Below are 13069 nucleotides of genomic sequence, written 5' to 3' on the forward strand. Positions count from 1 at the left end.
AAGCATACCCATGCCGAATGACACAGCCATCAGTCATGTGACAAGTTGCGTAGTTCTGGCCGATCAGCTGCACCTGCGTGCGACGAACTGCAGATGGCCTGTTTCCGGAATCGTAATTTTTCCGCCGGCAGCCTGGCCGGACCAAGGCCAGACTACTTCTTCCAGGCCAGTTCCCACTCGCCGTCCTGCCAGCGGGTCAGCCACAGCAGGCCGATCAGGGTCTTGGCGTCGGTGAGCTCGCCATTGGCGGCCAGGGCGTCGAGCTCGGTCGTCGTGTGCGTGACGACGTCGAGGAACTCGCCTTCGTCGAGCTTGCGCTCGCCCTGGGTCAGGCCGCGTGCGAAAAAGATCTCTATGCCTTCGGTTGAGTAGGCAATCGCGTTGTGCAGCACGCCGGCATGCGCCCATTCCTTGGCGCTGTAGCCGGTTTCTTCCAGCAGTTCGCGCTTGGCGCAGGCCAGCGGCGATTCGTTCGGGTCCAGCTTGCCGGCTGGAAATTCCAGCATCACGCGGCCCATCGGGTGGCGGAACTGGCGCTCCATCAGCAGCCGGCCCTTGTCCAGGATGGGCACGATCATCACGGCGCCCGGATGGACGATGTACTCACGGCCGGTTTCCTTGCCGTCGGGCAGGCGAACACGATCGCGGCGTACGTCGAGGAAGTTGCCGCGGAAGGCTTGCGTCGATTCGATCAGCGTTTCGCTGATCGCTGCATCGCCCTTGGCTGCATCGTCAGGCTTCATTGCGATGACGGCGCAGATAGCACCAGACAAAGCCGGGAAAGCCGAACACCAGGTAGACGCAAGCGGCCGCCGCGTAGAACTCCCAGCCTTGCGGCTGGCGTTGGCCCTGGCTGGCCTCGAGCGCGAAGCCGATGCCCAGGGTCAAGAGGCCAAGAAGCGCCAACTCCAGCAGGCGCCAGCCCACGTTCTTGTGCGCGAGGCGAGGCCCCACCAGCAGCAGCCGCGAGCTGAAATACGGCGCATTGGCCGAGATCAGCGCGACCAGCAACACCAGCCAGATGGCTGCAGACTGATTCATCCTTGTGGATCAGGAAGCCAGCGCGAGCAGGATGGCGCGCTTGCACATGTCCATCAGGCCGCCCGGCAGCAGACCGAAGACCAGCACCGCCACACCATTCAGCGACATGACCAGGCGCACGTCGGTGGGCGCGGTCAGCGGGCTGCTGTCGGTCGGCTCGTCGAAGAACATCACCTTGATGACACGCAGGTAGTAGAAGGCGCCGATCAGTGACAACACCACGGCAGCGATGGCCAGCCAGAGGTACAGATTCACGCCGGTGCTCACCATGGCCTGCAGCACAGCCAGCTTGGCGTAGAAGCCAGCGGTCAGCGGAATGCCGGCCAGAGACAGCATGAACACCAGCATCATCAGCGCATACCAGGGGCTGCGGCGATAGAGGCCGGCCAGGTCGCCGATCTCTTCCGACTCATGGCCCTGGCGCGACAGCAGCAGGATCATGCCGAAGCTGCCCAGTGTGGTCAGCACATAGGTGACCGTGTAGAACATGGCCGAGCTGTAGGCGTTGGCAGCCGACAGCGTGTTGAAGTTCACCACGCCGGAGGCCATGCCCAGGAGCATGAAGCCCATCTGGGCGATGGTCGAGTAAGCAAGCATGCGCTTGAGGTTGGTCTGCGCGATGGCGGCGAGGTTGCCCACCACTAGCGAGACCAGCGCCATCACGATCAGCATCTGCTGCCAGTCCACGGCCAGGCCCACCATGCCGTCCACCAGCAAGCGCATGGTGATGGCGAAGGCTGCCAGCTTCGGCGCCGCGCCGATCATCAGCGTGACTGCGGTCGGAGCGCCTTGGTAGACGTCGGGCACCCACATATGGAACGGCGCCGCACCGAGCTTGAACCCGAGGCCGGCCACGATGAAGACCAGGCCGAAGATCAGCACCGACTTGTTGACCGCACCGGCGCTGATCACTTCGAACACGCGCGGGATCGACAGCGAACCCGTGGCGCCGTACATCATCGACAGGCCGTACAACAGGAAGCCGCTGGCCAGGGCGCCCAGCACGAAGTACTTCATCGCTGCTTCGGTCGAAATTGCATGGTCACGGCGCAGGGCCACGAGCGCATACAGCGACAGGCTCATCAGTTCCAGGCCAAGATAGATGACCAGGAAGTTGTTGGCCGAGAGCATGACGCTCACGCCCAGCAGCGAGAACAGCGAGAGCGTGAACAGCTCGCCCTTGAGCATGTCGCGTGCGCCGGCATAGGGCCGCGCATAGACCAGGCTCACCATCACCGCCACACAGGCGAAGAAGGCCAGCAGATGGCCCATGGGGTCGGAGACCACCATGCCCTGCATGCCATATTCGGTCAGGCCGCTGTTGAAGTAGCCGATGTGCATCACGCCCACGGCCGCCAGCGTGAGCTGAGTCAGCAGGTAGGTGGGTGTGCGGCGCGCATCGGTGACGAAGAGGTCGACCATCGCCACCACGCAGGCCATGGCCAGCAGGACGATTTCGGGATAGACCGAGAGCCAGTTCATAGTGTTCACCTTGGGCGCCTCAGTGGATCTTGGAGACGGCCACGTGCTTGAGCAACTCGGTCACTGAAGCGTGCATCACGTCGGTAAAGGGTTTGGGATAGACGCCCATGAAGAGCGTTGCCGCGGCCAGCACGGCCAGCATCGAGAACTCGCGGGCGTTCACGTCCTTGAGTTCGCGCACATGGTCGTTGCCAATCGCGCCGAAGTAGACGCGCTTGTACATCCACAGCGTGTAGGCCGCGCCGAACACCAGGGCCGTGGCCGCGATGGCACCTAGCCAGAAGTCGAACTTCACGGTACCCAGGATGACCATCCACTCGCCGACGAAACCGCCGGTGGCCGGCAGGCCGCAGTTGGCCATGGCGAAGAACAGAGCCAACGCCGCGAACTTGGGCATGGTGTTGACCACACCGCCGTAGTCGGCGATTTCACGCGAATGCACGCGGTCGTACAGAACGCCGATGCACAAGAACATGGCGCCGGACACGAAACCGTGCGAGATCATCTGCACGATGCCGCCGGAAATGCCGAGCTCGTTGTAGATGAAGAAGCCCAAGGTCACGAAGCCCATGTGCGCGATGGACGAATAGGCCACCAGCTTCTTCATGTCGGTCTGCACCAGGGCCACGAGGCCGATGTAGACCACGGCGATCAGCGACAGCGCGATGATGAACCACGACCAGTGATGCGCAGCATCGGGCGCAATGGGCATCGAGAAGCGCAGGAAGCCGTAGGCACCCAGCTTCAGCATGATGGCGGCCAGCACCACCGATCCACCGGTAGGCGCTTCGACGTGGGCGTCTGGCAGCCAGGTGTGCACCGGCCACATCGGCACCTTGACCGAGAAGGCGGCAAAGAAGGCGAAGAACAGCAGCGTCTGCGCATCCATGGCCAGCGGCAGCTTGTGCCAGGTGAGGATGTCGAAGCTGCCGCCCGACTTGGTGTACAGGTACAGCAGCGCGATCAGCATCAGCAGCGAACCGGCCAGCGTGTACAGGAAGAACTTGAAGGCCGCATAGACGCGCCGCGGGCCGCCCCAGACACCGATGATGATGTACATCGGGATCAGCGTGGCCTCGAAGAACACGTAGAACAGCATGCCGTCGAGCGCGCAGAACACGCCGATCATCAGACCCGAGAGGATCAGGAAGGCGCCAAGGTACTGATGCGCACGCTCGGTGATCACCTCCCAGGCCGCGACCACGACGATCACGGTGATGAAGGCCGTCAGCGGCACGAACCACATCGAGATGCCATCCACACCCAGGTGGTAGTGGATATTGAAGCGTTCGATCCAGGGCAGGTTCTCGCTGAACTGCATCGCAGCCGTGCCGTTGTCGAAGCCGCTGATCAGCGGCAGCGTGACGGCAAGACCCGCAATGGCGGCCAGCAAGGCCATCCAGCGTGCGGCATTGGCCTGGTGTTCACGACCGAGCATCAGCAGCAGCACGCCGCTGACAACGGGCAACCAGATGGCAAGACTCAACAATCCCATTCTTCTTCTCCGCCTCTGATCAAAGACCCGCCAGGGCCTTGAATTGAGGCCACATATAGGGCCACAGCTGCCAGCTCATCAGGCCGATCACACCCAGGATCATCACCAGGGCGTACCAGTACAGGTGGCCGGTCTGGACTCGGCGCACGATGCCGGCAATGCCGCCCACCGCCTTGGCCGAACCATTGATCAGCACACCGTCGATCACCATGCCATCGCCGCCCTTCCAAAGGCCCCTACCAAGCAGGCGGGCCGCGCGGGCAAGGATGTTCTCATTGATCCAGTCCATGAAGTACTTGTTCTCGAGCACGACGATGACCGGACGCAAGACCTTGCCGATGGTGGCCGGAATGCTCGGCGCGACCATGTAGAACACATAGGCGGTAACGACGCCAGCCAGGGCCAGCCAGAACGGCAAGGCGGTCAGGCCGTGCGTGGCCATGGCCACGGCGCCATGGAACTCGTGGGCCAGCTCGCTCATCGCGTGGTGGACCTCGTGGTTCACGAAGATCGCGTCCTTGAAGAAGTCGCCGAACAGCATCGGCTGGATCGCCAGGAAGCCGATCACGACAGAGGGGATAGCCAGCAGGATCAGCGGCGCGGTGACCACCCAGGGCGACTCATGCGGCTCATGGTGCTCGTCGCCATGATCGTCGTGATGATCATGCTCGCCCGGGAATGGCTTGTGGTGGAAGTTTTCCTTGCCATGGAAGACCAGGAAGTACATCCGGAAGGAATAGAAGGCCGTGACGAAGACGCCGATGATCACCGCCAGGTAGGCGAACTGCGCGCCCGGCAAGTGGCTGGCATGCACCGCCTCGATGATCGAGTCCTTGGAGTAGAAGCCAGAGAACAGCGGCGTGCCGATCAAGGCCAGCGAACCCAAGAGCGAGGTGATCCAGGTGATGGGCATGTACTTGCGCAGGCCGCCCATGTTGCGGATGTCCTGGTCATGGTGCATGCCGATGATCACCGAGCCGGCACCGAGGAACAGCAAGGCCTTGAAGAAGGCGTGCGTCATCAGGTGGAACACGGCAACCGAGTAGGCCGAGGCACCCAGCGCCACGGTCATGTAGCCCAGCTGCGAGAGCGTCGAGTACGCGACGACGCGCTTGATGTCGTTCTGGATGATGCCCAGGAAGCCCATGAACAGCGCCGTGATCGCGCCGATCACCAGCACGAAGTTCAGCGCCGTGTCCGACAGCTCGAACAGCGGGCTCATGCGAGCCACCATGAAGATGCCGGCGGTCACCATCGTGGCCGCGTGGATCAGCGCCGAGATCGGGGTCGGGCCTTCCATGGAATCAGGCAGCCAGACATGCAGCGGGAACTGCGCCGACTTGCCCATCGCACCGATGAACAGGCAGATGCAGGCCACGCTCAGCATCATCCAGTCCGAACCCCACAGCGGCGCATTGAACTTGACCTGTGCCAGCTCGGCCGACTTGCCGAACAGTTCGGCGTAGTTCAATGAACCGCCATAGGCCACCAAGAGGCCGATACCGAGGATGAAGCCGAAGTCGCCCACGCGGTTGACCAGGAAGGCCTTCATGTTGGCGAAGATCGCCGTCGGCTTGGTGTACCAGAAGCCGATCAAGAGGTACGACACCAGGCCCACTGCTTCCCAGCCGAAGAACAGCTGCAGCATGTTGTTGCTCATCACGAGCATCAACATCGAGAAGGTGAACAGCGAGATGTAGCTGAAGAAGCGCTGGTAGCCCGGGTCTTCTTCCATGTAGCCGATGGTGTAGATGTGCACCATCAGCGACACGAAGGTCACCACGCACATCATCATCGCCGTCAGGCCGTCGACCAGGAATCCAACCTCCATCTTGAGGCCGCCAAGCACCATCCATTCATAGATGGTTTCGTTGAAACGGGCGCCGTCCACGGCGACCGACTTCAGCGTCATCGCCGAGATGATGAAGGCGATCAGCACGCCGAGGATGGTGATGCTGTGGGCACCGCGGCGGCCGATCTGCTTGCCGAAGAAACCGGCGGCGATGGCACCGACCAGCGGCGCCATCGGCACCGCGAGCAGCATGTTTTGCGAAAGTGTTGCGGACATCTTGATGCGTCTTCCCTTTAGCCCTTCAGCGCGTCGAGTTCTTCGACGTTGATGCTGGCGCGGTTGCGGAACAGCACGACCAGGATCGCGAGGCCAATGGCCGACTCGGCCGCCGCCACGGTCAGGATGAAGAACACAAACACCTGGCCCGCCATGTCACCCAGGTAGTGGGAGAAGGCGACGAAGTTCAGGTTGACCGCCAGCAGCATCAGCTCGATGGCCATCAGCAGCACAATCAGGTTCTTGCGGTTCAGGAAGATGCCGATCACCGACAGCGCGAACAGGATCGCGCCCAGCGTCAGGAAATGTCCCAGGGTCAATGCGCCCAGCATCATGCAGCTCCCGTGTTGTTGTCGGCTGCGGGCGCCGCAGGCGCCTCGACAGTCGGCGCCATCTTGATGATGCGCAGACGGTCGGCCTTCTTGACCTTGACCTGCTCCGAAGGGTCTTGCGAACGCGAGTCCTTGCGGCGGCGCAGCGTCAAGGCAATGGCGGCAATGATGGCCACCAGCAGCAGCACGGCAGCGATCTGCAGCGGATACAGGTAATGCGTGTAGACCTCGATGCCCAGCAGCTTGGTATTGCCGAGTTTGGCCGCGGCAGCGCTCAGTTCTGGCGCTTCCTTCAGTCGGAAGCCCGGCATCAGGATGGCGGCCATTTCCAGCGCGATCAGCACACCCACCAAGGCGGCCATCGGCAGGTGCTTCCAGAAGCCGTCCCTCACCCGGTCGCTGGTGATGTCCAGCATCATCACGACGAAGAGGAAGAGCACCATCACGGCGCCGATGTAGACCAGCACCAGCGTGATGGCCAGGAACTCGGCCTTCAGGAGCATCCAGACGCAGGAGGCGCTGAAGAAGGCGAGTATCAGGAACAGCGCCGAATGCACGGTGGACTTGGCCGTGATCACACGGACGGAAGCCCCCAGCAGCACGGCTGAGAAGACATAGAACAGGGCGGTGGTGATATCCATAGCTAGCTCGGCAAGTCCTAAGCAGCAGTCCTGGCTTGAACCAGGTCAGCCGACTCAGCGGTACTTGGCGTCGGCCTCCTTTTGGGCTGCGATCTGCGGTTCATAGCGATCACCCACGGCAAGCAACATCTCCTTCGTGAAGTAGAGGTCGCCACGCTTTTCGCCGTGGTATTCAAAGATCGAGGTTTCCACGATGGAGTCCACCGGGCAGCTTTCTTCGCAGAAGCCGCAGAAGATGCACTTGGTCAGGTCGATGTCGTAGCGCGTGGTGCGGCGCGAGCCGTCGTCACGCACATCGGACTCGATGGTGATGGCCATGGCCGGGCACACCGCCTCACAGAGCTTGCAGGCGATGCAACGCTCTTCACCGTTCTCATAGCGGCGCAACGCATGCAGGCCACGGAAACGCGGCGACAGCGGCGTCTTCTCTTCCGGGAACTGCACCGTGATGTTGCGCGACAGGAAATGGCGGCCGGTCAGGGCCATGCCCTTGAACAGCTCGGTGAGCAAAAAGCTCTTGAAGAAATGGGCGACTGAACTCATGCCTGCCTCCGCAGAGCCGCCTCAAGGAGGCAGGAGCCCCCTCGGGGGGCAGAGAACAAAGTGAACGTGGGGGCAGTCATTACGTCACTTCCAGATATTGAAGGGAGACTGAATCCACAGGCCGACCACGACCAACCAGACCAGCGTCACGGGAATGAAGATCTTCCAGCCCAGACGCATGATCTGGTCATAGCGAAAGCGCGGGAAGGTGGCGCGGACCCACAGGAAGCAGGTGACCACGAAGAAGGTCTTGCCGAACAACCAGCACCAGTTCCAGAAAGCCATCGAGTTCTTGATGAACTCGGGCGTATCCATGCCCAGCAGGCTGAACGAGATCGGTGCCGACCAGCCACCCAGGAACAGCACGACCGCGAGGCACGACACCAGGATCATGTTGGCGTACTCGGCCAGGAAGAACATCGCGAACGACATGCCCGAGTACTCGATCATGTGACCGGCCACGATTTCCGATTCGCCTTCCACCACGTCGAACGGATGGCGGTTGGTTTCAGCCAGGCCCGAGATGAAGTAGACGACGAAGATCGGCAGCAGCGGCAGCCAGTTCCACGACAGGAAGTTGACGCCCATCGAGGCAAAGCGGCCGGTCTCTTGCGAGACGACGATGTCCGTCATGTTCATGCTGCCGCTGGTCATCAGCACGATCACGAGGGCAAAGCCCATGGCGATCTCGTACGACACCATCTGTGCCGAAGCTCGCAGCGCGCCGAGGAAGGCGTACTTGGAGTTCGAGGCCCAGCCGGCAATGATCACGCCGTACACCTCGAGGGAGGTGATGGCCATCAGGAACAGCAGGCCGGCATTGACGTTGGCAACCGCCGCCTCCGGGCCGAAGGGCACGACCGCCCAGGCCGCCAGCGCCGGCATGATGGTCATGATGGGGCCGAGGAAGAACAGGCCGCGGTTGGCCTTGGCCGGCAGGATGATCTCCTTGAAGATCAGCTTCACGGCATCGGCGATCGGGGTCAGCAAGCCGTAGGGGCCGACGCGGTTCGGGCCCGGGCGGATCTGCGACCAGCCGATGGCCTTGCGCTCCCACAGCGTCAGATAAGCCACGCAGACCATCAGCGGTGCCACGACCGCGACGATCTTGAGCAGGCTCCAGACCACCGGCCACAGGGCGCCCAGCAGGGAGGCACCGGTTTGGAAAAGTGTGTCGATCATGCTTATTCCTGCCTCACACCTTGGCCACGGTCAGTGTGCCAAACAGGGCACCCAGCGCCTGTGTCTCGGCCAGACCGGCCGGCACGCGCACCACGTTGGCGGGCAGCGCGGCGTCGAGCTTGGCGCTCAACTGGGCCGAGCCGGCACCTTCCTGGCTGACCAGGATCTTGTTCGCTTCCGCCGTCAGGCCCAGCTGCTGCCACAGAGCGCTGGACAAGCTGGCGAACGGCGCATTGCGGGCGTCGTTGGTCAGTTGCAGCGAGGGGGCATTGCGGACCAGCGAATCGGTGGCGTAGATCGGCACGTCGGCCAGGCGTTCGAGCTTGGAAACATCGCCGCCCTCACCTGCCGTCAGCGTCACGGCGGCATTGCCGGCGTTGCTCAGCCGAGCACTCAGGTCTGCATCGACACCCAGCGCTTCATTTCGAACCTGCTCGGAGCTCTCCTGCTCGAAGCCGGTCAAGCCCAGGACATTGGCCAGCACGCGCAGCACCTTCCAGCCCGGACGGGTTTCGGCCAGCGGCTTGACGACGCCGACGAAGCTCTGCAGGCGACCTTCGGCATTGACGAAGCAGCCCGAGGTTTCGGTGAACGGCGCGATAGGCAGCAGCACATCTGCGTAGTCGAGGCCTGTCTTGAACGGGCTCATCACGACGACCATCTCGGCCACCTGCAGCGCCTTGGCAGCAGCTGCGGCATTGGCCGAATCGAGCACCGGGTCGGTGTTCAGGAGCAGCAGCGCCTTGAGGCCCGAAGTGCCGCTGAGCATCTGGCCAGCGTTCAGGCCACCCGCCACCGGCGTAGCGCCCACCAGCTGTGCTCCAACGGTATTGGCTGCAGCGGTCAGGTAGCCAACGCGGGCGCCAGTCTTGTCGGCAATCCAGTTGGCCAGCGACAGCAATTGCGCTGCTTGCGGATGTTGCGCGGCGGCATTGCCGAGCAGCAGCGCCTTGCGCTGGCCGCTCCACAGGGCAGCAGCGATGCGCTTGGCGGCTTCCGACGATTGCGCGGCCACCGGGGCTGCTACGCCAGCCAACTCGGCCACAGCAGCGGCCACGCCAGCCAGCTCAGCCAGCCAGGCACTCGGTGCGGCGACAACCCGCTCGGCCACATTCATCAGCCAATCTTCAGCCGAGCCGGAGATGCTCATCACCTTGGCACCACGGCGGGCCGCCTGGCGCAGGCGCTGCGCAAACAGCGGATGGTCCTTGCGCAGGAAGGAGCCGATCACCAGTGCGCGGTCCAGCGTGCTCAGCTCGGCGATGGGCAGGCCCAGCCAAAATGCCTGAGGCCCTGCCTTGCCGGCCTCAGCCGCATTGCTGAAATCAGTATGGCGCAGGCGGTAGTCGACGTTCTGGCTGCCCAGGGCGCGAGTCAGCTGCGACAGCAGGTGCAGCTCTTCCACCGTGCTGTGGGCCGAGCCCAGCGCGCCGATGGAAGCGGCGCCATGATCATTCTTGATGCTCTTCAAGCCGTTGGCCACGTACTCCAGCGCCGTGGTCCAGTCAACGCTCTTCCAGGCGCCGCCCTGCTTGATCATCGGGGCGGTCAGGCGCGCATCGCTGTTCAGCGCTTCGTACGAGAAGCGGTCGCGGTCGGCGATCCAGCATTCGTTGACGTCTTCGTTCTCCAGCGGCACGACGCGCATCACCTGCTGGCCCTTGACCTGGACGATCAGGTTGGCACCAGTGGAATCATGCGGCGAAACGCTCTTGCGGCGCGACAGCTCCCAGGTGCGGGCGCTGTAGCGGAAAGGCTTGCTGGTGAGCGCACCGACCGGGCAGATGTCGATCATGTTGCCCGACAGCTCCGAATCGACCGTGCGGCCGACGAAGGTCTGGATCTCGCTGTGCTCGCCGCGGTGGGCCATGCCAAGTTCCATCTGGCCAGCGATTTCCTGGCCGAAGCGCACGCAGCGCGTGCAATGGATGCAACGGCTCATCTCTTCCATCGAGACCAGCGGGCCGATGTTCTTGTGGAACACCACGCGCTTCTCTTCCGAGTAGCGCGACTTGCCCGAGCCGTAGCCCACGGCCAGATCCTGCAGCTGGCACTCGCCGCCCTGGTCGCAGATCGGGCAATCCAGCGGATGGTTGATCAGCAGGAATTCCATCACGCCCTGCTGGGCCTTCAGCGCCTTCTCGCTCTTGGTGCGAACGATCATGCCTTGCGTCACCGGCGTGGCACAGGCGGGCATGGGCTTTGGTGCCTTCTCCACGTCCACCAGGCACATGCGGCAGTTGGCGGCGATGGAGAGCTTCTTGTGATAGCAGAAGTGCGGAATGTAGGTGCCGGCCTTCTCGGCCGCATGCATCACCATGCTGCCTTCGAGCACCTCAATCTTCTTGCCGTCGAGTTCGATTTCAACCATGTTCTGTCCTGGCTCGGCTCAAGCCGCCTTCGCGGGTTGCGCGGTTTTTTGCGCCTGTTCGATCATTTGCACGAACTCGCTCTTGAAGTTCTTGATCATGGCGCGCACCGGCATTGCGGCGGCATCGCCCAGCGCGCAGATGGTGCGGCCCTGAATGTTGTCGGCCACGGAGTTCAGCAGATCGAGGTCGTCCTTGCGGCCTTGGCCGTTGGCGATGCGCTCGATCACACGGTGCATCCAACCCGTGCCTTCACGGCAAGGCGTGCATTGGCCGCAGCTCTCGTGGGCATAGAAGTAGGACAGGCGCAGGAGGCTGTTCACCATGCAGCGTGAGTCGTCCATCACGATGACGGCGCCCGAACCCAGCATGGAGCCGGCCTTGGCGATGGAGTCATAGTCCATCGTGCACTGCATCATCACTTCGGCCGTGAGCACCGGGGCCGACGATCCGCCAGGAATCACAGCCTTCAGCGTGCGGCCCTTGCGCACACCACCGGCCAGCTCCAGCAGCTTGCTGAACGGCGTGCCCAATGGAATCTCGTAGTTGCCAGGACGCTCGACGTCGCCCGAGATCGAGAAGATCTTGGTGCCACCGTTGTTGGGCTTGCCGATCTCCAGATAGGGCTGGCCGCCGTTGCGGATGATCCAGGGCACCGCCGCGAAGGTCTCGGTGTTGTTGATCGTGGTCGGTTTGCCGTACAGGCCGTAGCTGGCCGGGAACGGCGGCTTGAAGCGCGGCTGGCCCTTCTTGCCTTCGAGCGACTCAAGCAAAGCGGTTTCTTCGCCGCAGATGTAGGCGCCGAAACCGTGGAAGGCATGCAGCTGGAAGCTGAAGTCCGAACCCAGGATGTTGTCGCCCAGCAGGCCGGCGGCGCGCGCCTCTTCCAGGGCCGCTTCAAAGCGCTCGTAGACCTCGAAGATCTCGCCGTGGATGTAGTTGTAGCCCGTCTTGATGCCCATCGCGTAGGCGGCGATGGCCATGCCTTCGATGACGATGTGCGGGTTGAACATCAGGATGTCGCGGTCCTTGCAGGTGCCCGGTTCGCCTTCGTCCGAGTTGCAGACCAGGTACTTCGCGCCCGGGAACTGGCGGGGCATGAAGCTCCACTTCAGGCCCGTGGGGAAACCGGCACCGCCACGGCCGCGCAGGCCCGAGGCCTTGACCTCGGCGATCACCTGGTCCGACGTCATGCCGGGCGCCTGGCCTTCAGCGACCGGCGCGCCGTCCTTGCCGAGGATCTTGCGCAGCGCCGCGTAACCGCCACGCGCGACATAGTCCTTCAGGCTCCAGTTCTTGCCATCGAGGCCGGCATAGATCTGCGGGCCGATGTGGCGGTCGTGGAAACAGGTCTCGATGCCTGTCGCTTGAAACTTGGAGAGATCCAGCATGCTAGTTCGTCCGTCAGTTCTTGGCCGCGTGGGCACGCAGCGTGTCGACCAGCTCGTCCAGGCGCTCGGTGCTCATGAAGCTGCACATCTGGCGGTCGTTGACCAGCATCACCGGCGCATCGGCGCAGGCACCCAGGCATTCGCTCTTCTGCACGGTGAACATGCCGTCAGCCGTCGTGCCGCCCTGCTCGATGCCGAGCTTGTGGCAGAGATGGTCGAGTGCGTTTTGACCATCGCGCAGTTGGCACGGCAGGTTGGCGCAGACATTCAGCTTGAACTTGCCGACCTTCTGCTGGTTGTACATGTTGTAGAAGGTCGTGACCTCGTACACGGCGATGGCCGGCATACCCAGGTAGGCGGCAATTGCGTCTTCGCTCGCGCGCGAAACGAAGCCTTCTTCCTGCTGCACGATGGCCAGGCAGGCCATCACGGCCGACTGTTTCTGGTCGGCCGGGTACTTGGCAACCTCACGCGCGAAACGCGCGGCGGTAGCCTCGGTCAGGGTGTATTCAGCAGTGCTCATCG

At 62.9% G+C, this 13069-nt stretch carries 12 protein-coding genes; all 12 read right to left on the reverse strand.

All coding sequences use genetic code 11. The annotated features are described in order from the left end of the window. Positions 1-152 precede the first annotated feature (152 nt). Complete coding sequence (locus tag ABT392_RS08240; protein ID WP_395386058.1) at positions 153-743, reverse strand: NUDIX domain-containing protein; 591 nt, start codon at positions 741-743, stop codon at positions 153-155. Further along, positions 733-1041, reverse strand: a complete 309-nt coding sequence (locus ABT392_RS08245) for a DUF2818 family protein (RefSeq protein WP_334276693.1) — start codon at positions 1039-1041, stop codon at positions 733-735. Before ABT392_RS08245 ends, ABT392_RS08240 begins: the two co-directional genes overlap by 11 nt. A 9-nt stretch (positions 1042-1050) precedes the next feature. After that, positions 1051-2523 (reverse strand): NADH-quinone oxidoreductase subunit NuoN, encoded by a 1473-nt coding sequence (gene nuoN / locus ABT392_RS08250; RefSeq protein WP_395386839.1) that lies wholly within the window; start codon positions 2521-2523, stop codon positions 1051-1053. A gap of 19 nt (positions 2524-2542) precedes the next feature. Then, positions 2543-4018 (reverse strand): NADH-quinone oxidoreductase subunit M, encoded by a 1476-nt coding sequence (locus tag ABT392_RS08255; protein ID WP_334276692.1) that lies wholly within the window; start codon positions 4016-4018, stop codon positions 2543-2545. A gap of 19 nt (positions 4019-4037) precedes the next feature. Beyond that, entirely contained in the window at positions 4038-6086 is a 2049-nt protein-coding gene (nuoL, locus tag ABT392_RS08260; protein WP_395386057.1) for an NADH-quinone oxidoreductase subunit L, read from the reverse strand. 17 nt (positions 6087-6103) lie between these two features. Next, on the reverse strand, positions 6104-6418 hold the full coding sequence (gene nuoK, locus ABT392_RS08265) for an NADH-quinone oxidoreductase subunit NuoK (protein ID WP_395386056.1): 315 nt from the start codon (positions 6416-6418) through the stop codon (positions 6104-6106). Then, positions 6418-7059: an NADH-quinone oxidoreductase subunit J gene (locus ABT392_RS08270; RefSeq protein WP_334276687.1), complete on the reverse strand. Its 642-nt coding sequence runs from the start codon at positions 7057-7059 to the stop codon at positions 6418-6420. Before ABT392_RS08270 ends, nuoK begins: the two co-directional genes overlap by 1 nt. 54 nt (positions 7060-7113) lie before the next feature. After that, complete coding sequence (nuoI, locus tag ABT392_RS08275) at positions 7114-7602, reverse strand: NADH-quinone oxidoreductase subunit NuoI (protein WP_334276686.1); 489 nt, start codon at positions 7600-7602, stop codon at positions 7114-7116. Positions 7603-7686: 84 nt separating this feature from the next. Further along, the gene (gene nuoH / locus ABT392_RS08280) at positions 7687-8784 is read right to left on the reverse strand and encodes an NADH-quinone oxidoreductase subunit NuoH (protein WP_334276685.1); all 1098 of its coding nucleotides are present in this window, start codon (positions 8782-8784) and stop codon (positions 7687-7689) included. 13 nt (positions 8785-8797) lie between these two features. Then, positions 8798-11155, reverse strand: coding sequence for an NADH-quinone oxidoreductase subunit NuoG (nuoG, locus tag ABT392_RS08285; RefSeq protein WP_395386055.1), 2358 nt, complete (start codon positions 11153-11155; stop codon positions 8798-8800). Positions 11156-11173: 18 nt separating this feature from the next. Further along, positions 11174-12544: an NADH-quinone oxidoreductase subunit NuoF gene (gene nuoF, locus ABT392_RS08290; protein ID WP_395386054.1), complete on the reverse strand. Its 1371-nt coding sequence runs from the start codon at positions 12542-12544 to the stop codon at positions 11174-11176. Positions 12545-12557: 13 nt separating this feature from the next. Continuing rightward, entirely contained in the window at positions 12558-13067 is a 510-nt protein-coding gene (locus ABT392_RS08295) for an NADH-quinone oxidoreductase subunit NuoE family protein (RefSeq protein WP_395386053.1), read from the reverse strand. Positions 13068-13069 lie beyond the last annotated feature (2 nt).

The sequence above is a fragment of the Paucibacter sp. JuS9 genome (assembly GCF_044043925.2).
In the GTDB taxonomy this organism is placed as follows: domain Bacteria; phylum Pseudomonadota; class Gammaproteobacteria; order Burkholderiales; family Burkholderiaceae_C; genus JAUASW01.